Below are 22,543 nucleotides of genomic sequence, written 5' to 3'. Positions count from 1 at the left end.
CAGCGTATGATACATTTTAAAATAAAAGAACGGATGAACAATGCTGAGGAAGAGTAAGTACGCATCAGCGCGCGGGGTTCAGAGAGTCGGTGGCCGCTGTGAACCGATCCCCGTCCGGTGCCGAATGGGCTTCTGAATTGCTGCGCTGAAATGACAGTAGGCGGTGCCGGGATTCTTTCCCCGTTATCAAGAAAGGAGTATTGAAACCGTTTGTTTCTGTACTTTTTGAGAGAATGGCTTTTCAGCCGTTAATAAAGGTGGCACCGCGAAAACCTCGTCCTTTGATGGACGGGGTTTTTTTGTGTTGTTAAGGAGGTGATGGCCATGGAAAGTGACTGGAGACGGACAGACAATCAAAAAAGGAGGGATATTCATGGTGATCGCAACCGACGATCTCGAGCTCACGTGTCCGCATTGTGAAGGAACCGGCCAGGAGCAGGAAGGGACGCCCTGTCCGAAGTGCGGCGCGAAGGGCGTCATATTGACCGCTCAAGGAAATACGCTGCTGCATTTTATCAGAAAGCATATTGATCAGTGAAATCAAACGAAAAAGGCCGTTATCCGGCCTTTTTTACGTTATTCGGACCGGGGTTCTAAAAAACGGGACCCGCCCAAGTCTTTTCTCATCAGATAGATATGGAAAAAATATTCTCCGACGGCGATGATGACGGCGGAAATAAGAGCGGCAAACGCCAGTCTTCCTCCGGAAATGCCCATGGACAGCGGCATTCCCATCAGCCAGACAACAAGAAACGCGATTCCGAAATCAGCGGACGCCGCCGTGATATTATTCCACCTCGGAAGCACGTACAGGTCGCCCGTAAAGTAGGAAACGGCTCCCAGCACAATGGTCATCAGCAGCACGTCGCCGAATGTAAAGCGAAAACCTAAGCCGAGTATCAGATACAGAATAATGATGGTCATAATGCCTTTAATGGCAAGCGCTTTAATGTGTTCCATGCGAATTCCTCCTTATGGAAATCATGTTAGTATGTTTCCTCATAACGTGAAATATAAACCCTTTTTTCGTGAACATTTGTTTTCTGGCTTTTGGCTGTCATCACTGGGCCGCTGCTGAATATGATGAAAGGAGAAAATACGGGAGGTGTCATGATGGCAGTCGTAAAAGCGTCGAGCGCCGATGTCGATCTAATGGCAAGGCTGCTCAGGGCGGAAGCGGAAGGCGAAGGGAAGCAGGGAATGCTTTTGGTCGGCAATGTGGGAATCAATAGGGTGCGGGCGAATTGTTCTGATTTTAAAGGCCTGCGCACCATCAGGCAGATGGTGTTTCAGCCGCACGCGTTTGAAGCGGTGACTCACGGATACTTTTACCAGAGACCGCGTGAATCTGAGCGGAGGCTTGCCCGCCGGACGATTAACGGAGAACGGTTTTGGCCGGCTAAATTCAGCCTGTGGTATTTTAAGCCGCCGGGCAACTGCCCGCAGACTTGGTATGGCCAGCCGTTTGTCGCCAGATTCAGATCCCACTGCTTCTATCAGCCGACAGGTGAGACGTGCGAAAACGTGTACAATACATTTTAATCCCGGGCGCACCGTTCTTAGAATGAACGGTGTTTTTTTAATTTTTTGTGAAGAAAAATAGGAAAAAAGTGCGCTTGACGGATGACAAGCCAAAAAGAAACAGAGGGGGTTTTCTCCCGGCGGGGCAAGGTTTGTCGAAACAATGTGAAAAATGTCTCCCGCCGTCCATTTTTCAGCCTTACAAACCCTTCACACTTCTTCATAGCGGTTTAACATTTCTTTTTTATAATAAGGGCGATCAATGAGACGAAAGGGGAACTGACATGACACATGACGGCCGTTTAGATGAATGGATCAAGGAATTGGAGAACAAAAGCTTTCAGAACAATACGTTTGACCGCCGCGCATTTATACAAGGCGCCGGGAAAATCGCCGGTCTTTCCCTCGGGTTAGCGATCGCGCAATCCATCGGCGCGTTTGAAGTGAATGCCGCTCCGAAATTTTCAAACTATCCGTTCACCCTCGGCGTAGCCTCCGGCGACCCGCTGTCTGACAGCGTCATTCTCTGGACGCGTCTTGCCCCGGACCCGCTGAATGGGGGCGGCATGCCGAAGCAGGCCGTGCCGGTAAAATGGGAAATCGCTACTGATGAACATTTCCGTCACATCGTCAAACGCGGAACGGAAATGGCCAAGCCGAATCTCGGACACTCCGTCCATGTCGAGGCGGACGGGCTCAAGCCCAATAAAGTGTACTATTACCGGTTTAAAAGCGGGCATGAGCTCAGTCCCGTCGGCCGGACGAAAACGCTGCCCGCTCCCGGCGCTGACGTATCCGCCATGACGTTTGCGTTTGCCTCATGCCAGCAGTATGAACACGGCTATTATACGGCGTATAAACATATGGCGAAGGAAAAGCTTGATCTCGTGTTCCATCTCGGAGATTACATTTATGAATACGGACCGAACGAATATGTGTCAAAAACGGGAAATGTCAGGACGCACAGCAGCGCTGAAGTGTATACACTGTCAGATTACCGCAACCGTCATGCCCAATACCGCTCTGATGCCAATCTGAAAGCCGCCCACGCCGCATTTCCGTGGGTCGTGACGTGGGACGATCATGAGGTGGAAAACAATTATGCCAATGTTATCCCTGAAAAAGGCCAATCCGTTGAAGCGTTTGTGCTCAGGAGGGCCGCAGCTTATCAGGCTTATTATGAACACATGCCGCTCAGGCGCATGTCATTGCCGAACGGTCCTGATATGCGGCTGTACAGGCAATTTTCTTATGGCAATTTGGCATCGTTCAATGTGCTTGATACAAGACAGTATAGAGATGATCAGGCCAACGGCGACGGGAATAAGCCGCCTTCTGATGAGTGGAGAGACCCGAAGCGTACATTGATGGGGACAGAACAGGAGCAATGGCTCTTCGGAAATTTAGCCGCCTCAAAAGCGAAGTGGAATGTGCTGGCGCAGCAAATCTTTTTCGCGCAATGGAATTTCGGAACAACCGCCAATCCGATATACAGCATGGATTCATGGGACGGCTACCCGGCTCAGCGGGAGCGGGTCATCAATTTTATAAAAAGCAAAAATCTGAACAATGTCATCGTGCTGACAGGTGATGTTCACGCAAGCTGGGCGTCAAACCTGCATACCGATTTTAACCAAACGAATTCAAAGATTTTCGGAGCCGAATTCGTCGGGACTTCCATTACATCTGGAGGAAACGGGGCGGATAAACGGGCCGATACGGATCAGATCTTAAAACAAAACCCGCATATTAAGTTTTTCAACGATTACCGCGGCTATGTCCGCTGTACGGTGACCCCTGCCCAATGGAGAGCGGATTACAGAGTGGTGCCGTACGTGACGGAGCCGGGGGCTGAGGTATCCACGCGGGCTTCATTCATTTATCAGAAAGACCAGACGGGGATTCGGAAGGTCTCTCAAGCTGCGGTTGCAGGCGGTTTAAAGCAGTCGAACGAGGTGGAAGAGGATCGTTTCTTCGCCCATAACAATGCGCATGAAAAGCAAATGAGAAAGAAACGGGCCAAAATCTCACAATAAGGAGGCACACTCATGTTTTCAAATATCGGCATTCCCGGGTTGATCCTGATTTTCGTCATCGCTCTCATCATTTTCGGACCTTCAAAGCTTCCGGAAATCGGCCGTGCAGCCGGCCGCACGCTGCTTGAATTTAAAAGCGCCGCAAAAACACTGGTCTCAAATGAAGAGCCGGACAAGCAGACGGCTGAGAAAGACAAAACGGCAGGCTGAATCCTGACATGGGGGCAGACGAATCCGCTTCTGCCTCTTTCTCTATAAGGAGGATGTACGATTGGATAAAAAAGAAACCCACTTGATCGGGCATTTAGAGGAAGTCCGGCAGCGTCTCATTAAAACCGTTATCGCCTTTCTCGTGTGTTTTATCGGCGCCTGCTGGTTTGTGCAGGATATTTATGACTGGCTGATCAAGGATTTGGATGGCAGGCTGGCCGTTTTAGGGCCGAGCGAGATTTTATGGGTGTATATGATGATTGCGGGAATATGCGCCCTTACGGCAACGATTCCGGTTGCGGCCTTTCAGCTCTGGCGTTTTACGGCGCCGGCTTTGACCCCGTTTGAACGCCGCGCCGCTTTGCTTTACATTCCGGGGCTTTCGGTTTTGTTTATCATCGGAATTTCCTTCGGGTATTTTGTGCTGTTTCCGATTGTGCTCGGATTTTTAACACAATTGTCCGCCGGCCATTTTGACATGGTATTTACGGCGGACAAGTATTTTACCTTTATGCTGAATCTTACATTGCCGTTCGGATTTTTATTTGAAATGCCTCTGGCCGTCATGTTTCTGACACGGCTCGGAATCGTGAATCCAACCCGGCTGGCAAAGGCGCGGAAGCTTTCGTATTTTGTGCTGATCGTCGTCTCTGTGCTGATTACGCCTCCGGATTTTATGTCTGACTTTCTCGTCATGATTCCGCTGCTCGTCCTCTATGAAATCAGTGTGACGCTGTCCCGCATCGTTTACCGGAAGAAATGGGCCGAGGCGCCGTCTGCAGCTTAGTGAAGTTCGCCTCCGCCGGTCTCAATATCGTCCTCATGCGCCGCGGCGGTCACCGCGGCGATTTTGAGCGCTTTTGTCACGAGATCCAGGCTGAGGCTCGGCGCAGACTTCTGCAAAGTTTGCTCCGGAATGTACGGGATGTGTATAAACCCGCCGCGGATGTGGGGATGATGGCAGGCGATTTCATCCATCAGGCCGTAAAAGAGGTGATTGCATACAAACGTCCCCGCCGTGTAGGATACAGCCGCGGGAATGCCTTCCTTTTTGATTTCCTCAACGATCCGTTTGATCGGAAGGCCGGTCCAATAGGCCGCGGGACCGTCTTGAGAAATGTTTTCCCCGACAGGCTGGTTTCCTTCGTTATCCGGTATGCGCGCCTCATTGAGATTGATCGCGACCCGTTCCGGCGTGATCTGCATTCTGCCGCCTGCCTGTCCGACACAGATGATAATGTCAGGCTGATGCTTTTTGATCGCCTCGCGCAGCACGGCAAGGGACTTATAAAAAACGGTCGGTACTTGTTCAGATACGATAGAGGCGGGGCCCTCAGCGGCACCGTTCAGCCGTTTGACCGCTTCCCATGAAGGATTGACCGTTTCCCCGCCGAAGGGGTCAAAGCCTGTCAGCAATACTTTTTTCTCCATATAAAACCCTCCTTTTCTTTTTACCATACTCTATAATGGACATATATTCCTGCCGAAGGGGGAAACATGTCTTGAATTCGCCTCTGGTGCAATACCGATCTTTATTTCCGGCGCTCCGCACACATACGATGCTCGCCAGCTGCTCTCAAAGCGCTCTTGCCCTGCCGGTTTCAAAAGCGATCAATGACTACCAGGAAAGCCTGCTTCAGCATGGCGGAAACTGGGAAGAAGCCATTGGACGAACGGAGCAGGCAAGGTGTGAATTTGCGAAATTGATCGGCGCCCATCCTGAAGAAATCGCCGTTTTACCTTCAGTAACGGCTGCTGTCTCGGCCGTCATTTCTGCTTTACCGGATTGCCGAAAGAAACAGGCGGTGTATACGGAATTGGATTTTCCGGCGATCGCCCACATTTTGAAGGCGCAGACTGAGATGGAGCTTTCAGTCGTGCCGTCTGAAGATGGAATGATCCCGTTAGAGCGGTATGAGACGTACATATCGGAACAGACGCTTTTCACCTGTGTGCCCCATGTGTCATATACGTCCGGTTTTGTCCAGGATATGAAGCGCATTGCCGAGATATCCGCAAAGAAGGGATCGCTTCTTTTTGTCGATGCTTATCAATCGGCGGGGCACATCCCGATTGATGTAAAAGAATGGGGAGTTGATATGCTGGCCGCGGGTGCGAGAAAGTATATGCTCGGCATACCGGGAACGGCGTTTCTTTATGTCAGAAAGGAACTTGCCGAACGGCTGAAGCCGAAAGTCACCGGGTGGTTCGGGCAGCAGCGGGCGTCGATGCTGGATTTAACCCGTTTTTCTTATGCGGACGGAGCCAAACGCTTTGAGACCGGAACCCCGGCATTTATCAGCATATATGCGGCACAGGCGGCTTTATCTCTAGTAAACGATGCCGGCACAGACCGCATTCACCAAGAAGTAAAAAAACTCAGCGCATTTGCGTATGAATACGCTTCTGAAAAAGGACTGAATCTCACAGGGCCGCCGTCTGCCGATGACAGACCCGGCATGATTTCCATACGGGATGAAAAAGCGGCGGAAACGGCTGCGCTGTTGAGGCGGAAAAACATCGTATGCGCACCCAGCGGACAAATCATCCGGCTGGCGCCTCATTTCTATAACACGGCCGATGATCTGATCTATGCGATTGATGAACTGGCTGAAGCGCGCGGTATATAAAAAACAGCAGACTCACGGGGAGCCTGCTGTTTTCTTATGAGTGATTCACTTTGACCCGTTTCATAAAGAAGGCGCTGATCAAGCCGATAACAGCGACAATCATCGCGAAGATAAAGGCGTGCTGGACGCCCGCAATCAGCGCGTGAGAGTATGCGGAAGGATCATTCGGGTTTTTCGCGGTGCTCATATAATTCTTCTGGCCGGCAGCCATGATGCTGACCGCCACCGCAGTGCCGATTGCGCCGGCCATCTGCTGGAGCGTATTCATAATGGCCGTTCCGTCCGGATAAAATTCCGGCGGCAGCTGGTTTAAGCCGTTCGTTTGCGCCGGCATCATGATCATGGAAATGCCGATCATCAGGCATGTATGAAGCGCGACAATCAGAAGCGCCGTTGAAGCGCCGTTAATGTTTGAGAAAAACGAAAGCACAGTTGCCGTGATGACAAATCCGGGAATGACAAGCCACTTCGGTCCGTATTTATCAAACAGGCGCCCCGTCACCGGAGACATAAAGCCGTTTAAAATACCGCCCGGCAGCAGGATGAGCCCGGACGTAAACGCCGTCAGCATCAGTCCGCTTTGTAAATACATAGGCAATAGGAGCATTGTCGATAAGATAACCATCATACAGATAAACACAATCACGACACCGAGAACAAACATCGGATAGCGGAAAGCGCGCAGATTCATCATCGGCTGCTTCATTGTCAGCTGCCTGATGGAAAATAAGATGAGCGCGATCGCACCGACAGTGAGTGAACCGATAACCGTCGGGCTTGACCAGCCGTCTGATCCTTCGCCCGCATTGCTGAATCCGAATACGATGCCGCCAAACCCGATCGTAGACAGAATAATGGAAAGCACGTCAATTTTCGGTTTTGTAATGTCAGACACGTTCTGCATGTAGGCGATGCCGAATAAAAGAGCCAACACAAGAAACGGCAGGGAAATCCAGAAAATCCAATGCCAGTTCAAATGCTCTAACACAAGCCCTGAAAACGTCGGACCGATCGCAGGAGCGAACATGATGACAAGCCCGATCGTCCCCATTGCCGCTCCGCGCTTATGCGGCGGGAAGATGACGAGGATTGTATTAAACATCAGCGGCAGCAGCAGCCCGGTTCCTAAAGCCTGCACGATTCTTGCCGCCAAAAGAAACGGAAAGCTCGGCGCAAGCGCTGCAATCAGCGTGCCGATAATGGAAAAAGCGAGTGAAACGATAAACAGCTGTCTCGTCGTAAACCATTGCAAAAGCAGACCCGATACCGGGACAAGAATACCGAGAACGAGCAGATAGCCCGTCGTCAGCCACTGGACGGTCGCAGGAGTGATATGTAACTCCTTCATCAGGTCAGTCAGGGCGATATTCAGCGCCGTTTCACTGAACATGCCGATAAACCCTGCCGTCAGTAAAGAAATCATGATCGGCATGACTTTATATTGTTTGGAAGGCTGAGCGTTTTCCAAAATCATTCTCCTCTCTTTCTATACGTACATGTCTCTCGTATTTTATGTCTTCAGCAGGTTCGGGATTTGTTTAGAAATATGGAGGATCGGCATTTTGTCTTTTTTGGCTAAGGACACAATGATGCCGCCTTCTATCATGGCATTTAAAACAGTGCTGATTTCCGCCGCTTTCTCATCAGAAAAACCGGCTGATCTCAATTTGCCCGCGAACAGATTCTCCCATTCCTGATAAGCGCATTGACAGGCCTGCCGGAGCTTTTCGCTCTTTAAAGCCGTCTCGGCAGCCAGTAAACCGACAGGAAACCCTTCAAAGTTCTCCGGACATGTGAATTGGCTTGATAAGTCCTGTAAAAACGCTTGAATGCTTTCCGCAGGATCAGGATGGGCATCAAGGCTTTCTTTTATTTTCATACGGATATAATGGCTCATTTCATTGACAGCCTCAATGGCGAGCTGCTCTTTGCCGTCCGGAAAATGATAGTAAAGAGAACCTTTCGGCGCACCGCTTTCTTTAATAATCTGATTCAGCCCCGTGCCGTAATACCCCTGAAGCTGAAACAGCCTGGTTGCCGCGGCGAGGATTTTTTCACGAGAATCTCCATAGCTCATAATGTTCCCACCTTACTGATTTTTGACAAATTTAAAATATAGTGACTGGTCTATTATCTTGATTTCGCATGACGGTGTCAAGGTTTTTTAACGGTTATTTTCTTCGGAAGAATGCCTGACAAGCGCGTTGACCGGTGAGAGGAAAAACTTCATAAATAAAGAAAAGGAGAGAAAAGAATGAAAAAACAATTCATGCCCTTCATTACATTTATCACGGCTCTGCTCTTCATCGCGGCCGGCTGCTCCCAATCTCCTCAAGCGAAAGAAACACCGCCCGGGATGCCAGCCGCAGCCCCAGCGAAAAAAGACGGACTTCCGAATATTAAAATTCTTGCCGCCGGCGGCACAATTGCAGGCGCTGCTCCTTCAAAGACGTCCGCTACGGAGTACACGGCGGGGGCAATCGGAGTTGATGCCCTGATTCAGGCCGTTCCGGAGATAAAAGAGGTCGCGCATGTGAGCGGAGAACAGGTTGTGAATATCGGCAGCCAGAATATGAATAACGAGACACTGCTGAAACTTGCAAAACGGGTAAACAAGCTGCTCAAGTCTGATGATACAGACGGCATTGTCATTACACATGGAACAGACACACTTGAGGAAACCGCCTACTTTCTCAATCTGACGGTCAAAAGTGACAAGCCCGTTGTTGTCGCCGGGTCAATGAGGCCGTCCACGGCGCTCGGAGCGGACGGGCCGTCCAACTTATATAACGCTGTAAAAACAGCGGCTGCGCCTGATGCGAAAGGCAAGGGGACGCTTGTCGTATTAAATGACAGAATCGCTTCGGCGCGCTATGTGACAAAAACCAATACAACCGCGGCCGACACATTCAAATCGGAAGAAATGGGTTATATCGGAACAATTGCTGATGCCGTCTATTTTAATAACATCATGACCCGAAAGCATACGAAGGATACAGATTTCAAGATAGATAAACTTGATAAACTGCCGCAGGTCGATATTATATACGGCTATCAAAATGACGGAAGCTATCTCTTTGAAGCCGCCGTAAAATCAGGAGCGCAAGGCATTATTTTTGCAGGCCCGGGAAACGGCTCAATGTCTGATGAGGCCCAAAAAGGCGCCGTAAAGTCGGTCAAAAGCGGGCTGGCGGTCGTCCGCTCCACAAGGACGGGAAACGGAACGGTAACACCTAATCGAGAGTATGAAAAAGACCATTTGACAGCTTCAAACTCTCTCAACCCTCAAAAAGCGCGGATTCTTCTGATGCTTTCGCTGACAAAAACGCATGACCCTAAGCGGATTCAAACCTATTTCAATGAGTACTAGGAGTAGAGAACCGGGTGTTCTCTCCTTTTTTGGTATGCCGTATTAAAGCATAAGCGTGCTTTCGGGAAAGGGGCGTCTTTCTCATTTTTCCGCTCTTTTTTAAATTGTTGAAAACAGTAAAAAATACACTATTTTTTCCTTTTCTCCTCTAATAGAATGAAAACTGCAAAAATATTACATAGCAGGAGGAAAGTTCATGAAACATATAAAAAGCAAAATCCTAGTCATCCTTACAGTTTGTATGCTGTCCGTCATTTCCGTATTTGCCTTCCAGCCGACCGTATCGAAAGCCTCCTCAGGGCATAACCCTGTTGTCATGGTCCACGGAATCGGCGGGGCGTCCTTTAACTTCGCGGGAATCAAAACATACTTGGCATCCCAAGGCTGGTCAAGAAAAGAGATGTACGCCATCGATTTCTTAGACAAAACCGGAAACAACAGACACAATGCGCCGAGACTGTCCAATTACGTGAAAAAAGTGCTCAGCGAAACAGGTGCGAGTAAAGTCGATATCGTCGCGCACAGCATGGGGGGCGCCAACACGCTCTATTACATTAAAAATCTTGACGGCGGAGACAAAATCGCAAACGTCGTCACACTGGGCGGAGCGAACGGCCTTGTGACCAACCGGGCGCTTCCGGGGACTGATCCGAACCAAAAGATTTTATATACATCGATTTACAGCTCAGCGGACTTAATCGTCCTGAACCCGCTGTCACGGCTGATCGGCGGGAAAAACGTGCAGATTCACGGTGTCGGACACATCGGACTTTTGATGAACAGCCAAGTAAACGGGCTGATTAAAGAAGGTCTGAACGGCGGCGGACAAAATACAAATTAACAGTTTCAAAGCCCCGGAGAATGAGAATACCCCGGGGTCTTTTTTTTCTTCCATATTCTTTTTTCGCCGTAAACCAAGCCCTCTGAAGTTATTTTTGTTAAAATAATAAAGTTATATCAGAATTCGGAGGGTTTATTGTGGGAAAAGTGAAAAGAAATGCCCCTTGCCCATGCGGCAGCGGGAAGAAATATAAAAAATGCTGCGGAAGCAAAGAAGCTGCCATTCCGGCAGACATCGCGGCAAAAGAAGCGAAACAGATTCAGGAAAGCCTAATGGAGTACGCCTTTACAGCACATAGAGACGGCATATCATCATTTATTAACCAGCACGCGTTCATTACGGAGCTGGACAGACAGACAAAAGACATCGGAGTCTTCAACCTCGGCATCTGGGGAATTTTCTTCCGTCCGCTGGCAGGCGGCAAGACGATTTTTGAAGAATATCTTCAGAAAAAAGCCGGCGGCATCAACCGCCCGAAAACACGGGAAATCGTTGAATCATGGACAAGCATGACACCTGCCGTTATGGTGCTTGAAGATGTGAAAGAAGGAATGATTCACTTTGAAGATGTGATGACGAAGAAACAATTCAAAGTGGAAATGGACGTCAGCCAGCAGGATCTTCCGCCGGCGGGAAGCCTGATTCTAGGCTATCCGATCCACGAAGCGGAAAAAGCGGAGTTCTTCATGCAATTTACGATCTTCCCTGTGAAGCGGACCGAAGCTCTAATCAGCAAAGTGAAAAAGGCGGCGGCCCCGGCCCTTGCGGAAGGAAAATCGCCTGAGCGCTTTATGCAGGAAAACTTCGACACTGTGCTGGCCGCTCTTTTAACAACGGCGGAAGAGCCTGAGCAGGCTGCTGAAGAAAAACAGACAGAGTGGGCCAACGACATGGAGAAGGAAACGGCAGACGCCATTGAAAAAGGCCTGAGCGGGGATGAATACCCGGCTGAGCTGGTTCCGGCCGTGATTGATCTGTGGAAAACGTTCTGTGTCAAAAAAACACCGACGATCAGAAAGCCTGAAGCTTTCGCAGCGGCGGTCGAATATTACGTGAACAGCATTTCTCTGAACGGCGCGTCCGTTTCTCAAGCCAAGCTGGCGAAGAAGTACGGCGTCAGCGCCTCAACGATTTCCAGCCGCTATAAGGAAATCGAGGGTGCTCTCACGGATGAAGCCGAACGCTTCGCCGCAGCTCTGACATCTTAATACACAGCAAAAAACCTTGAAGGGCAAACGCTTTTCAAGGTTTTTTCTATAGATAGGCTCTCAGGCAGGATAATTCTTACCGTCTATCTAATACTAAACAGAGCGATAAAAGGAAGGGAGCCTGAGCCATGGATGAGACACGTACGCTGGGCAGGACAGATTTACGGGTAAAGCGTATCGGCTTTGGCGCTAATGCGGTCGGAGGACATAATCTGTTTCCGAATCTTAATGATGAAACGGGAAAAGAACTCATCCGCACAGCGCTGGACGGCGGCGTCAATTTTATTGATACGGCGTTTATATACGGTTTGGGGCGTTCCGAAGAGTTAATCGGTGAAGTTGTCGCAGAGCGCGGCGTGCGGGACAGCCTCGTGATTGCGTCAAAAGGCGCGCACAAAGAGGTCAACGGACAGATCGAGCTGGACAACAGCCGTGAATTTCTCCGGAGTGAGGCGGAAAACAGCCTGAAGCGGCTGAAAACAGACGTGATTGATTTGTATTACGTCCACTTCCCTGACGGCAAAACACCGCTCTCCGAAGTGGCGGGCACGTTAAAAGAACTGAAGGACGAAGGGAAAATCAGAGCAATCGGCGCGTCCAATCTCAGCTTCCGGCAATTGCAGGAGTTTAACGCCGACGGCTATTTAGAGGTTTTTCAATCGGAATATTCACTGATTCAGCGTGAGGCGGAGCATGATCTGCTGCCTTATTGTGAAAAGAACGGTATTTCCTTTATTCCTTATTTCCCGCTTGCTTCCGGCTTGCTGACGGGAAAGTTTACAAAAGACACAGTCTTTGAGGACAGCCGAAAGAACAGGCCGCTGTTTCAGGGAGAAGCTTTTCACCAAAACCTGGAGCGAGTGGATAAGCTTCGGGCCGTTGCGGAAGAAAAAGGGGTGCAGACAGCGCATATCGCACTCGCGTGGCTTCTGTCGCAGCCGGCGGTGGATGCGATCATTCCCGGAGCCAAGCGCCCCGACCAGCTGAAACACAATCTGGACGCGCTTCATGTGCAGTTAACCGAAGATGAGGTTCAATTTATCAGTGACATCTTTAAGTGAAAATAAAAAAAGGAAATAGCCTGCGCTATTTCCTTTCTTGTTGTCAGGACGTTTTCAAAAACGCTTCTGTCAATCCTTCCAGATCGGCGTCTGTATCCAGATACCACTGGCCGCGGGCGTTTTTCTTCATCTCGATTTCTCTTGTAACGGAAGAAGAAGCCGGTTTCAGGCGCATAAACTCTTCCGGATAGACAGAAAGAAGGTGGCTGACAATTTCGTTTTCATCAGCATCAGGGTGCTTTCCGGCATAGTCTTGCACGCGGTCTTGCAGCTGGCCCGCAAGCGGAGACATATCAAGCGGCGTCACTTTTGCTTCAAGGACGGCTTTTTTGCCTGACATGGATTTGGTATGCACCTTGAGCTCCGTGTTATCCCGAAGCGCTGATGACATGGCGTCAATAATAGCGGTAATGGCTTTTGAATCCGCCTGTTCTTGTGAAATGCCTGCTGAGGTGATAAAGCTGGCTTTCGCCGATTCCTGATATGCGGCGGCCGTCATTTTTTCATTTACACCGGTCAGGCGGGTGAAATCTTTATTGTGCTTGCCGTACAGCATCACATCAATGTAGGCGGATAATGCGTCCGCCGGGTCAGGTTTTGCGTTTGAGGCTGTGCCTTTGACTTTCAGTTTATAAGATAAAGGCTTCGCGTCTTTTGCCTGCGGCTGATATACCAATTCATAGGATTTGCCTTCGTCAGCCGTGAAGTACAGATTGCCCGTCACTGTCTTACCCGCATGAAGCGTGCCGCTCTGCAACAAGTCTTCCTTATCGGCCTTGGCTGTTTTTGCGTCATCCTGATAAAGCGAGAAGTCGCTGCTTTTGACGGTAAGCGGGTCTTTGCCCGTATTTTTGACGGTGACCGTTACTTTCAGCGCGGCCGAATGTTCAGTATCGTCTGAAGCGGCCCATGCCGTCTCTTTTATTTTCACTTTCGCCGTGCTGCTTTCCTGGCCGCCGCTCGTTTCGCTGCTGCATGCGGCGGTAAATGCCGTGAGAAGCAGAATGAAAAACACGGCGCTCATTTTTTTGATGGACATCTGGTTTACCCCCTGTTGTTATTAATTCGATAGTCATGAAGACAGACAGGTTAATTATACTAGTTTTGTATAAAAGAGTCTTGGTAATCATCAATCTTTTTGGAAGAAAAGGAAGTGTTATGATGAAAAAAGAAGAGTTGAAACAGCTGGCTCTCCAAATCGGAAACGTACCTGCCCGCTATGAGAGTAATGTGGAAGAATACCAGGAAGATGAGGTTCTGTTTTGGTGGGAAGATAAGAATGATCCGGAAGCCGGCATCATGGTCGAATTAGACCGGGACGGAAAACTGAAATACTTATCCCGTCCGGCTTTCCGGACTGATCTGCCGCCTCTTTCGGAATCGGACATAGAAGAACGGATGCGGGCGTTTTTAGAAACCCATCGTCCTGGGGCATTGGCTGAGTTCGAATTGGAAAACAGCGGCTCCGCCAATGATGGTGATGTGAGATATTCCTATGTTCAGATGGCTGACGGTCTGCCGCTCCCGCTGACCGGGTTTTACGTCGATCTGTCTTTGACAGGGGAAGTAACCGGCTTTTCTTACCATGGGAAGGCCGATAATCTTGTAAGACCCGGAACAATTGCGGACAAGCGGGAAGCATTGGCTCACTTTGTCAAACATATTGAAGCAGAGCTGTTGTTCACCGTGCTGCATCAGTCCGTCTATGTGCAGGGGGATGACAAGCCCCATCTCGTCTATGAAATCGTGTCTCCGACGCGGCCGATATCGGCCGATCTGAAGGAAGAGGAAGAGAATGAAGAAATAGACGAATATGAAGAGCTGGAAGACGACACGCTGCCGTATGTCCCGATTTCACGCCCTGCACCTGAAGCGGAAAAGATGAGCATCAATGACATGATCGGGCTGCACGACGGTTTTTATAAAGAGAGGGAAAGCGATCTTGGAGAGGGCTGTATCGGCATTGCCTGGCGTCCTGAAAAAACAAAATCCGTACGGGAAGATAAAAGCTTTGAAAGTCTGTTAAAAGAACGGAATGAACACGTATTGAAAACAAGGTATGATAAAGAATCGGGCCGGCTCACCGGGGTGATGTCATTTATAAAAGTTGAAGGCGAACCGGTGTTTTCCGAGGAAGAATGCCATCACAGGGCCATCCGCTTTTTATTCGCCATGTTTCCGGAAGCGGATCAGTATTTCCGGGTTCAATATGATGAGCCGGATGATGAAGGAGAAAACGTGGGACTTACATATAAGGCTTGTTCGGGCGGCGTTGATTTGCGATTCGGAGAGGGGAGAATCTGTGTCAGCAAAAAGACGGGTCTTGTCACTTTTTATATGCCGCCGGAAATTGATCCGAAAGAGCTCCAGGAAATCGATCCCGTTCCTTCATTGACAATGGAAGAGGCGAAGGATGCGATCCGCCGGGCCATCAAAGCAGAGCTCGCTTGGGACCATTGTTACGATGACGACAGCTGCGGAAAAGTGTACAGGCTCGTATACAAGCCGGTTTTCCCGCGGTTTATTGAGGCTCATACGGGAGAAGCGATCACGAGTTTAATAGGCTGAAGGTCATAGGCGTTCGTCCCGGGTCTTTCACGGGGAATGTGACATTTGTATGAAAAAGAGCCGCTCTGAATACGGCTCTTTTCCCTCTTTGCTAAAAATAGACACATAAAAGGCACTTTCTTCCCTTTAAAAGGATAAGGACGTTTTTATATAATAAAAAACAGTTCTTTTTTATACACTCTTCTGAAAGGATGACCCCATTGCTGAAAGAACATCTGAGAAAAAAAGCGCTGGAAATCGGGAACATATCGCCGCACTATGAGCTTGAAATAGAAGATTATGATGAAAAACAAAAAACGAAAGCCTATTATATATGGAAAGATCGTAACCAGCCGGATAAAACGGTCACGATTGAGCTGGGCGACGACGGATCTTTGCTTACCTATTCACGCAACGACTGTCCGGGTTCAGACATGCAGCTGTCAGACGCCGAATTAAAGCTGACGGCTCTTCGGTTTGCGGCGAGACACCGCCCGCTTACTTTTATGAATTTCATCTTTCAGGCGAAGGAAGAACGCAATGGGTGCATCCGATTTATCTATACAAAAAAAGTGCTCGGCCGGCCGCTTCCCGATTCAGGTTTTTTCGTTGATGTAACCAGGAGCGGCTTCGTCGTGCAGTTTATCTATTACGGGGATAAGGGTGAAGCGCCCGTTCCGGAAACATTCGTCGATCGGGAAAAAGTCGTCTCGCATTATATGAGTGTGCTGACATTCAGTCTCGTCTATGATGTGGTCAATTTTGAGAAAATACCGCGTCTCGTCTATGAACCGATTCTGCCGGCTTACAGCTATCCGGCCGGTGAAGATGATATCGTGCCGGATCAGCAGCTTTGCGAAGACAGGAATGAGCCGGCAAAACCGCTTCCCGCGTTTGAACATAAACGGGAAATCAGCCTGGATGAATTAATGGGGTTTACCGCGGATATGGTTCAGACGCGGCGTCGCGATCTCGGGGATGAGATCGGAACGACATGGCGGAAAGGATCGGTTCCGGAACGGAAAGATTTGAGTATCGAAAGCTATTTTGAAAGCAGCAACAAAAATACAATGAAGATGAAAACGGACAAAAAGACAGGGAAAATGACAGCCTTTAAATCTTTTATTGAGCATCAGGGCCCGGCCTTTTATTCTGCGGAAGAGTGTGAGGCCGTCGCGCTTCAATTTTTATACAAGCTTTATCCGAGAGCGGACGAGTTTTTTAAAATGAACCCGGTGAAAACGGACGGAAGGGGCAGGTTCCGCTTCCATTTTTCCATATGGCATCAGGATATTCCGCTGCGGTTCGGCGCTGCGAGAATACTTGTCAGTCCCGTAACGGGGCTTGTGGAAGCTTACATGGCGCCTGACATTGACCCGGAGCAGCTGGAGAAGATCAATCCGGTGCCGGCCGTTACTCCCGAAGAAGCAAAGGCCGCTTTTTTATCCGATTTCCATCTGCGGCTGGAGTGGCAGCGCGATTTTACGCCGTCCGGCAATGAAGGATATAAGCTTGTGTACAGGCCTGTCTATCCTCCGTACATTGATGCGCAAAAGCGAAAAAAGAAAAGGTTTTATTAGCCAGGGATCATTTGTAAATGAGGATAATCTTTAAAGCCTCTCCAATCGCCTCCCCAATCAAAACCGAGCGTTTTGGCAATCGATACGACCTCAAGCCAATCGGGCGTGCCGTTTCGGTTTCCGTCGTACGTCATATCCCAAATCAGGCTTCCATCCTTTTTTTGCAGGGCGAAGTCGATCGCAAGGCCGTAATTGTGGTAAGATTCCCCGCCTTTTGCGTAGGTGACGATATTTCCTTTTTTTGAACGTCCTTGACGGTACAATTCGTTTTGTTCCTCAATTGATCTGAAACCCTCTGTGATAACGACGGTGATGCCTTTTTTCAGAGCGGCCGTCTGCAATAGCTCCGCATTCTGTTTCACGAGCGGATGAAGAGCGTTTGGAATGGCTCTGTCTTGTAATGCCGTCTGCGGCCTCAATTCTTTCTGCACATAGGAAAAACATAGGTCTGCGGAAAAGAAGAGGATCAAAAGCAGCGCAATTCTGACTGATAGTTTCATGGTGAATTCTCTCTTTCTTTAATTGGTTAAAATCTTTGTTTGCTCACTGCCATAAATTTGCTATGATAAAATATAACATAATTAGTAGCCGGAGGAAGGAGGCAAATCTATGAAATCCAAGATTCCATCTGAAGAAGTGGCCGTAAAGATGAATGAATGGTATAAGCTGATCCGCGCGTTTGAAGCCGATAAAGCTGAAGCGCTGAAGCGGGAGATTCAATTTGAACTCGAAGATATGGAAGAGAACCAGGATTTATTGTTGTATTTTTCATTGATGGAATTTCGGCACCGCATCATGCTGGATAAATTAAAACCCATGAAAGACGGCGACTGCCAGCCTCCGTTCTCTGAAATGCTCACTGAGATTGAGATGAACCAGCAAAAGCTGACCGGCTTACTGGAATATTATTTTTACTATTTCAGGGGAATGTATGAATTTAAGCAGAAAAACTTCATCTCAGCGATTTCTCATTATAAGCGGGCTGAGGAAAAACTTGAATATGTGGAAGATGACATAGAGAAAGCCGAGTTTTTGTATAAAATTTCTGAGGTGTACTATCATATCAAGCAGACTTTCTTTTCGATGAATTACGCAGGACAGGCGCTTGATATTTACAAGAAATATGAATTATACGGAATGAGAAGGGTGCAGTGCAAATTTATCATTGCCGGAAATCTGATGGACGCCCAGCAGCATAAAAAAGCGCTGGAATACCTCGAATGCGCCTTGGAGCACGCGGAGCGGCTTGATGATCAATATATGATTGCTGCAGCCTATTATAATATCGGGCACTGTATGTACAGTCTGGGTGACTTTTGCAAGGCGGCGGAGGATTTTGAACGGGCGGCCGCCGGATTTGAAGCACACAGCTTCCGGCAGGTCATCCAGGCTGTTTTTTCACTCACGCATATCTACTTTAAAACGGAAAAATACAGTGAAGCCGCCGCCAGCTGCGCGCGGGGCATGAGAAGCGCGGCGGAATGGGAAGATGAGATCTATCTGACGAAATTCCGTCTGATTAAAGAGCTTTATCAGGGGGAAGGCGGACAGGATTCGCTCAAAGAGTATTTTGACATTCTGGAATCAAAAGAGCTGTTGGCTGACACAGAGGAACTGCTTCAGGACGCGGCTCATTTCTTTCATCAACGGGAGAACTACAAAGCGGCATCTTATTTTTTCAGCAGGCTTGTCGGCGTGCAAAAAAGGCTGCAAATGAACAACTACGCATAACGAAAAAAAGAACGAGGGAGCTTCGGTTTCATCGTTCTTTTTATGATCCCTTTTGTTTTCAGCCGATCAAAACCGGGTACATGCTCTGTATTAACATCAGGGAGGAAAAGAGACAATGTATCAGGATTTACAGGGAAAAACAGCGATCGTAACAGGTTCTTCGAAAGGAATCGGAAAGGCCATTGCCGAACGCTTCGGCAAGGAGCGGATGAATGTGGTTGTGAACTACCTCGGTGATTCCTCCGGAGCGGAAGAAGCGGCGGACATCATTGAGAAAGCGGGAGGCCGAGCCGTCACCGTAAAAGCCGATGTATCCTCAGAAGAAGGGATTCAGGCGCTGTTTCATGCCGCGCAGGAGCATTTCGGGGGCGTGGACGTGATGGTCAACAATTCCGGCTTTAACGGAGCCGAAGCGATGCCCCATGAAATGAGCCTGGAGGATTGGCAAAGGGTCATCGACGTCAACGTGACCGGCACCTTTTTGGGGGCGAAAGCGGCACTGAAACATATGCTCGAGCGCGGCAAAAAAGGAACGGTCTTAAACATATCGAGCGTTCATCAGCAAATACCCCGCCCTGAAAACGTGCAGTACTCGGCATCCAAAGGCGGAATCAAAATGATGACGGAAACGATGGCGCTCAATTACGCAGACAAAGGCATCCGGGTGAATGCCATCGCTCCCGGCACGATCGCCACGGAGTCCAATAAGGATCTGGAAGATGAAACACATAAACAGGCCCAGCTGAAAAAAATTCCGATGAACGCCTTCGGCAAACCGGAAGAAGTCGCCGCGGCCGCCGCATGGATGGTGTCGGAAGAAGCGAGTTACGTGACCGGAACGACACTTTTCGTCGACGGAGGCATGACGCTTTATCCGTCTCAGCTGGACAGATAAAAGAGGGGGGGAAACCTTCTCTTTTTTGTTTAGGGAAGGATCATAAAGGAAATGGTTCTCTAAAAAACAGGAGGGCCGCAAGATGGCAAGTGACTGGTGGAAAGACGCCGTTGTCTATCAAATCTATCCGCGAAGCTTTCAAGATACGAACGGCGACGGCATAGGCGACCTGCGGGGGATTATCGCGCGTCTCGATTATATAAAAGAACTTGGCGCTGATGTGATATGGATCTGCCCGATTTACCCGTCGCCAAACGTTGATAACGGCTACGATGTGACGGATCATCAAGCGATTATGGAATCCTACGGAACGATGGAGGATTTTCACGATCTGCTTACAGAATGCCGCAGCCGCGGATTAAAGCTTGTGATGGATTTCGTCTTAAATCATACCTCCACGGAGCATCCTTGGTTCAAAGAGGCGGAAATGAATCCGGACAGCAAATACCGCGATTATTATATTTGGCGGCCGGGCACCGCGGACGGCCCGCCGACCGATTGGGTGTCGGATTACGGACAATCCGTCTGGCAGTACGAAGAACATACGGGCGAATATTATCTGCATATGAACGCCGTCAAACAAGCCGATCTGAATTGGGAAAATCCCGAGGTTCGGCAATCAGTATACGAGATGATGAGATTTTGGCTCGATAAAGGCGTGGACGGATTGCGAATAGACCAGCTTCATCTTCTGTCAAAAAAAGAATATTTGCCGCCATATGAAGATTACATCGCCCGCCGGGCCGATCCGAAGCCTTTCCGGCCAAACGGGGCACGGATACATGATTACTTAAAAGAAATGACGAAAGAGGTATTTTCCAAATATGACGTGATGTCAGTCGGCGAGGCCGGATCAGTGACGCCTGAGGAAGGGCTCGTCTACACGGGAACCGATGAGCATGAACTGAATATGATTTTTCATTTTCAGCATATGGAGCTTGATCAAAAGCCGGGCCAAGAGCATTGGGATGTAAAACCGCTTGAGCTGTCCGATTTAAAGAAAGTGCTCACAGACTGGCAGGAAAAACTGGAACATCAAGGCTGGAATACGCTGTATTGGTGCAATCATGACCAGCCCCGGATCGTATCCCGTTTCGGAGACGAAAGCACATACCGCAAAGCATCCGCCAAAATGCTTGCCGCCCTGCTTTATTTCATGAAAGGCACGCCGTACATTTACCAGGGAGAAGAAATCGGCATGACAAACGCTCCGTTTGACAGAATAGAGGATTATCAAGATATTCAGACCGTCAATATGTATCATAAAAGGGTATTTGAAATGGGCCGCAACAGAGAAGAAGTCATGGCGTCCATTATGGCGAAAAGCCGGGACCATGCCCGTACACCGATGCAGTGGGACGGCAGCAAGAATGCCGGATTTACGGAGGGCGAACCGTGGCTGAAGGTCAATCCCAATTACAAAACCGTCAATGCGGCCGAGGCTCAGGATGATCCCGATTCTATATTGAACTTTTACAAAAAACTGATCCGCCTGAGAAAACAGTATGCTGATATCATAAAAGGCAGCTACACCCTGCTGCTTCCTGATGACCCGCAGCTGTTTGTGTATGAAAGACAGGCAAACGGACAAAAACTCATGTCCATCAGCAACGTATCGAAAGAAGAAGCCGCCTTTTATTGGCCGGACGGCTCCGAACCTGAAAGGGCCGAGCTGCTTCTCAGCAACTATGAAAATGACGGCGGCACGGAATCCCGCATCACATTCCGCCCTTATGAAACAAGAGTTTATCTGCTTGCCTGATATGTGATACGACGCCCCCGTCCATACATGGCGGGGGCTTTTTAGGTAAATCGGATATCAATTTAGAAAAAAATATCTTGCAAAACGTAATTACTTCGTTTTATTATGGTATAGGTAACAAATGAAAGAGAAAGTACGCTTTGGAAATCGTCATCATTCTGATTTGCAGAACAGGGGGAAACGGCTTGTTTAAAAAATGGAGCGGAATCATTGTCATTGCGGCATGCTTTTTAATCGCGGCGGGCTGCGGCAATTCATCTTCAAAAGGTTCGTCAGGTTCTTCGAAAAGCGGCAAACTGCACGTCGTGACGACCTTTTATCCTATGTACGAATTCACGAAACAAATTGTCAAAGACAAAGGCGATGTAGACATTCTCATCCCGTCTTCGGTCGAACCCCATGATTGGGAGCCGACGCCGAAAGATATCGCCGGCATTCAAAACGCCGATCTTTTCGTATACAACAGCGAATATATGGAGACATGGGTTCCTTCAGCGGAAAAAAGCATGAGCTCTGATCATGCGAAGTTTGTAAAGGCGTCAAAAGGAATTGACTTACTCGAAGGTTCGGATGAAGAGGAAGAGGAACATGGACACGGCGGTCATGACCACAGCCACAGCATGGACCCTCACGTGTGGCTCAGCCCGGTTCTTGCGCAAAAAGAGGTCAAAACCATTACGGCGCAGATCGTAAAACAGGACCCGAAGAATAAAGCATACTATGAGAAAAATAGTAAAGAATATATTGCAAAACTGCAGGATCTTGATAAACTATACCGTACAACATTAAATAAAGCGGCGAAAAAAGAATTGATCACACAGCACGCGGCATTCAGCTATCTCGCCAAAGAATACGGCTTAAAACAAGTCGCGATTGCAGGCCTTTCTCCTGAAGAAGAGCCGAGTGCGGCCAAACTGGCGGATCTCAAAACGTTTGCCAAAAAGCATGATGTGAAGATCATCTACTTTGAAGAAGTTGCATCGCCTAAAGTTGCAGATACACTTGCCGGTGAAATCGGCGCGAAAACGGAAGTGCTCAATACACTGGAAGGTTTAAGCCAAAAAGAACGGGATAAAGGCATCGGTTATATCGACATTATGGAGAAAAACCTTGATGCACTGAAAGATTCGCTATTGGTTAAATAACATAGT

At 48.8% G+C, this 22,543-nt stretch carries 22 protein-coding genes and 1 other annotated feature; of the genes, 16 read left to right on the top strand and 6 right to left on the bottom strand.

Features of this window, described 5'->3' with window-relative positions; all coding sequences use genetic code 11:
* Positions 1 to 34 precede the first annotated feature (34 nt).
* Positions 35 to 285: a binding site (T-box leader), on the top strand.
* Between the two features lie 88 nt (positions 286 to 373).
* The gene (locus tag G9F75_RS15070) at positions 374 to 538 is read left to right on the top strand and encodes a tryptophan RNA-binding attenuator protein inhibitory protein (protein WP_021495300.1); all 165 of its coding nucleotides are present in this window, start codon (positions 374 to 376) and stop codon (positions 536 to 538) included.
* Between the two features lie 38 nt (positions 539 to 576).
* On the opposite strand, the gene G9F75_RS15065 is transcribed toward G9F75_RS15070, so the two are convergent.
* Positions 577 to 960 carry a DUF2512 family protein gene (locus G9F75_RS15065; protein WP_003156684.1) on the bottom strand — a complete coding sequence of 128 codons (384 nt, stop codon included), beginning with the start codon at positions 958 to 960 and terminating at the stop codon, positions 577 to 579.
* A 153-nt stretch (positions 961 to 1,113) separates the two neighbouring features.
* On the opposite strand from G9F75_RS15065, the gene G9F75_RS15060 reads away from it, so the two are divergent.
* The 4 genes from G9F75_RS15060 to tatC all read left to right on the top strand — a co-directional run bounded on the left by G9F75_RS15060 (position 1,114) and on the right by tatC (position 4,554).
* Positions 1,114 to 1,542, top strand: a complete 429-nt coding sequence (locus G9F75_RS15060) for a cell wall hydrolase (protein ID WP_021495299.1) — start codon at positions 1,114 to 1,116, stop codon at positions 1,540 to 1,542.
* 263 nt (positions 1,543 to 1,805) lie between these two features.
* Positions 1,806 to 3,557: an alkaline phosphatase D family protein gene (locus tag G9F75_RS15055; protein ID WP_014416824.1), complete on the top strand. Its 1,752-nt coding sequence runs from the start codon at positions 1,806 to 1,808 to the stop codon at positions 3,555 to 3,557.
* 12 nt (positions 3,558 to 3,569) lie between these two features.
* The gene (locus tag G9F75_RS15050; RefSeq protein WP_003156681.1) at positions 3,570 to 3,767 is read left to right on the top strand and encodes a twin-arginine translocase TatA/TatE family subunit; all 198 of its coding nucleotides are present in this window, start codon (positions 3,570 to 3,572) and stop codon (positions 3,765 to 3,767) included.
* Between the two features lie 61 nt (positions 3,768 to 3,828).
* Positions 3,829 to 4,554, top strand: coding sequence for a twin-arginine translocase subunit TatC (gene tatC / locus G9F75_RS15045; protein WP_021495296.1), 726 nt, complete (start codon positions 3,829 to 3,831; stop codon positions 4,552 to 4,554).
* On the opposite strand, the gene pcp is transcribed toward tatC, so the two are convergent.
* Complete coding sequence (gene pcp / locus G9F75_RS15040) at positions 4,551 to 5,198, bottom strand: pyroglutamyl-peptidase I (protein ID WP_022552532.1); 648 nt, start codon at positions 5,196 to 5,198, stop codon at positions 4,551 to 4,553. The two genes, tatC and pcp, sit on opposite strands and share 4 nt — an antisense overlap.
* A gap of 71 nt (positions 5,199 to 5,269) precedes the next feature.
* Between pcp and G9F75_RS15035 the strand changes: the two genes are divergently transcribed.
* Entirely contained in the window at positions 5,270 to 6,397 is a 1,128-nt protein-coding gene (locus G9F75_RS15035) for an aminotransferase class V-fold PLP-dependent enzyme (RefSeq protein ID WP_022552533.1), read from the top strand.
* Positions 6,398 to 6,431: 34 nt separating this feature from the next.
* Here the strand turns inward: G9F75_RS15035 and lmr(B) are convergent, their stop codons facing one another.
* Entirely contained in the window at positions 6,432 to 7,871 is a 1,440-nt protein-coding gene (gene lmr(B), locus G9F75_RS15030; RefSeq protein WP_007609218.1) for a lincomycin efflux MFS transporter Lmr(B), read from the bottom strand.
* 36 nt (positions 7,872 to 7,907) lie between these two features.
* Entirely contained in the window at positions 7,908 to 8,474 is a 567-nt protein-coding gene (gene lmrA / locus G9F75_RS15025) for a transcriptional regulator LmrA (protein WP_014416828.1), read from the bottom strand.
* A 177-nt stretch (positions 8,475 to 8,651) separates the two neighbouring features.
* Between lmrA and G9F75_RS15020 the strand changes: the two genes are divergently transcribed.
* The 4 genes from G9F75_RS15020 (at position 8,652) to G9F75_RS15005 (ending at position 12,877) form a co-directional block, all read left to right on the top strand.
* Positions 8,652 to 9,767 (top strand): type II asparaginase, encoded by a 1,116-nt coding sequence (locus G9F75_RS15020; protein WP_021495292.1) that lies wholly within the window; start codon positions 8,652 to 8,654, stop codon positions 9,765 to 9,767.
* A 196-nt stretch (positions 9,768 to 9,963) separates the two neighbouring features.
* Complete coding sequence (estA, locus tag G9F75_RS15015; RefSeq protein WP_021495291.1) at positions 9,964 to 10,608, top strand: lipase EstA; 645 nt, start codon at positions 9,964 to 9,966, stop codon at positions 10,606 to 10,608.
* A gap of 137 nt (positions 10,609 to 10,745) precedes the next feature.
* Positions 10,746 to 11,816 carry a helix-turn-helix domain-containing protein gene (locus tag G9F75_RS15010; RefSeq protein WP_095061498.1) on the top strand — a complete coding sequence of 357 codons (1,071 nt, stop codon included), beginning with the start codon at positions 10,746 to 10,748 and terminating at the stop codon, positions 11,814 to 11,816.
* Positions 11,817 to 11,944: 128 nt separating this feature from the next.
* Complete coding sequence (locus G9F75_RS15005) at positions 11,945 to 12,877, top strand: aldo/keto reductase (protein WP_167409205.1); 933 nt, start codon at positions 11,945 to 11,947, stop codon at positions 12,875 to 12,877.
* A 43-nt stretch (positions 12,878 to 12,920) separates the two neighbouring features.
* On the opposite strand, the gene G9F75_RS15000 is transcribed toward G9F75_RS15005, so the two are convergent.
* Positions 12,921 to 13,916: a DUF5105 domain-containing protein gene (locus tag G9F75_RS15000; RefSeq protein ID WP_017419346.1), complete on the bottom strand. Its 996-nt coding sequence runs from the start codon at positions 13,914 to 13,916 to the stop codon at positions 12,921 to 12,923.
* Positions 13,917 to 14,038: 122 nt separating this feature from the next.
* On the opposite strand from G9F75_RS15000, the gene G9F75_RS14995 reads away from it, so the two are divergent.
* On the top strand, positions 14,039 to 15,445 hold the full coding sequence (locus tag G9F75_RS14995; protein ID WP_167409213.1) for a YcdB/YcdC domain-containing protein: 1,407 nt from the start codon (positions 14,039 to 14,041) through the stop codon (positions 15,443 to 15,445).
* Positions 15,446 to 15,645: 200 nt separating this feature from the next.
* Positions 15,646 to 17,004, top strand: a complete 1,359-nt coding sequence (locus G9F75_RS14990; RefSeq protein WP_094296351.1) for a YcdB/YcdC domain-containing protein — start codon at positions 15,646 to 15,648, stop codon at positions 17,002 to 17,004.
* Here the strand turns inward: G9F75_RS14990 and cwlK are convergent.
* On the bottom strand, positions 17,001 to 17,504 hold the full coding sequence (gene cwlK, locus G9F75_RS14985; RefSeq protein WP_021495286.1) for a peptidoglycan L-alanyl-D-glutamate endopeptidase CwlK: 504 nt from the start codon (positions 17,502 to 17,504) through the stop codon (positions 17,001 to 17,003). The genes G9F75_RS14990 and cwlK overlap by 4 nt on opposite strands.
* Before the next feature lie 109 nt (positions 17,505 to 17,613).
* Here cwlK and G9F75_RS14980 point away from each other — a divergent pair, with 109 nt between their 5' ends.
* From G9F75_RS14980 to G9F75_RS14965, 4 genes are all read left to right on the top strand, one after another.
* Complete coding sequence (locus G9F75_RS14980; RefSeq protein WP_014416837.1) at positions 17,614 to 18,735, top strand: response regulator aspartate phosphatase; 1,122 nt, start codon at positions 17,614 to 17,616, stop codon at positions 18,733 to 18,735.
* Between the two features lie 115 nt (positions 18,736 to 18,850).
* Complete coding sequence (locus G9F75_RS14975; protein WP_014416838.1) at positions 18,851 to 19,630, top strand: glucose 1-dehydrogenase; 780 nt, start codon at positions 18,851 to 18,853, stop codon at positions 19,628 to 19,630.
* A gap of 82 nt (positions 19,631 to 19,712) precedes the next feature.
* On the top strand, positions 19,713 to 21,392 hold the full coding sequence (locus G9F75_RS14970; RefSeq protein WP_167409204.1) for a glycoside hydrolase family 13 protein: 1,680 nt from the start codon (positions 19,713 to 19,715) through the stop codon (positions 21,390 to 21,392).
* Positions 21,393 to 21,577: 185 nt separating this feature from the next.
* Positions 21,578 to 22,537, top strand: a complete 960-nt coding sequence (locus G9F75_RS14965) for a metal ABC transporter substrate-binding protein (protein ID WP_029973931.1) — start codon at positions 21,578 to 21,580, stop codon at positions 22,535 to 22,537.
* Positions 22,538 to 22,543 lie beyond the last annotated feature (6 nt).

This window comes from Bacillus sp. EKM208B (assembly GCF_011800725.1).
GTDB lineage: Bacteria > Bacillota > Bacilli > Bacillales > Bacillaceae > Bacillus > Bacillus velezensis.
The sequence above is the reverse complement of the archived record's forward strand: the minus strand, read 5'-3'. Positions and strand labels throughout refer to the sequence as shown.

Bases quoted from the DNA above. Each gene is read 5' to 3' on its own strand.
- G9F75_RS15070 (WP_021495300.1), top strand. From the start codon at position 374: ATGGTGATCGCAACCGACGATCTCGAGCTCACGTGTCCGCATTGTGAA.
- G9F75_RS15065 (WP_003156684.1), bottom strand. From the start codon at position 960: ATGGAACACATTAAAGCGCTTGCCATTAAAGGCATTATGACCATCATT.
- G9F75_RS15060 (WP_021495299.1), top strand. From the start codon at position 1,114: ATGGCAGTCGTAAAAGCGTCGAGCGCCGATGTCGATCTAATGGCAAGG.
- G9F75_RS15055 (WP_014416824.1), top strand. From the start codon at position 1,806: ATGACACATGACGGCCGTTTAGATGAATGGATCAAGGAATTGGAGAAC.
- G9F75_RS15050 (WP_003156681.1), top strand. From the start codon at position 3,570: ATGTTTTCAAATATCGGCATTCCCGGGTTGATCCTGATTTTCGTCATC.
- pcp (WP_022552532.1), bottom strand. From the start codon at position 5,198: ATGGAGAAAAAAGTATTGCTGACAGGCTTTGACCCCTTCGGCGGGGAA.
- lmrA (WP_014416828.1), bottom strand. From the start codon at position 8,474: ATGAGCTATGGAGATTCTCGTGAAAAAATCCTCGCCGCGGCAACCAGG.
- G9F75_RS15020 (WP_021495292.1), top strand. From the start codon at position 8,652: ATGAAAAAACAATTCATGCCCTTCATTACATTTATCACGGCTCTGCTC.
- estA (WP_021495291.1), top strand. From the start codon at position 9,964: ATGAAACATATAAAAAGCAAAATCCTAGTCATCCTTACAGTTTGTATG.
- G9F75_RS15005 (WP_167409205.1), top strand. From the start codon at position 11,945: ATGGATGAGACACGTACGCTGGGCAGGACAGATTTACGGGTAAAGCGT.
- G9F75_RS15000 (WP_017419346.1), bottom strand. From the start codon at position 13,916: ATGTCCATCAAAAAAATGAGCGCCGTGTTTTTCATTCTGCTTCTCACG.
- G9F75_RS14995 (WP_167409213.1), top strand. From the start codon at position 14,039: ATGAAAAAAGAAGAGTTGAAACAGCTGGCTCTCCAAATCGGAAACGTA.
- cwlK (WP_021495286.1), bottom strand. From the start codon at position 17,504: ATGAAACTATCAGTCAGAATTGCGCTGCTTTTGATCCTCTTCTTTTCC.
- G9F75_RS14980 (WP_014416837.1), top strand. From the start codon at position 17,614: ATGAAATCCAAGATTCCATCTGAAGAAGTGGCCGTAAAGATGAATGAA.
- G9F75_RS14975 (WP_014416838.1), top strand. From the start codon at position 18,851: ATGTATCAGGATTTACAGGGAAAAACAGCGATCGTAACAGGTTCTTCG.
- G9F75_RS14970 (WP_167409204.1), top strand. From the start codon at position 19,713: ATGGCAAGTGACTGGTGGAAAGACGCCGTTGTCTATCAAATCTATCCG.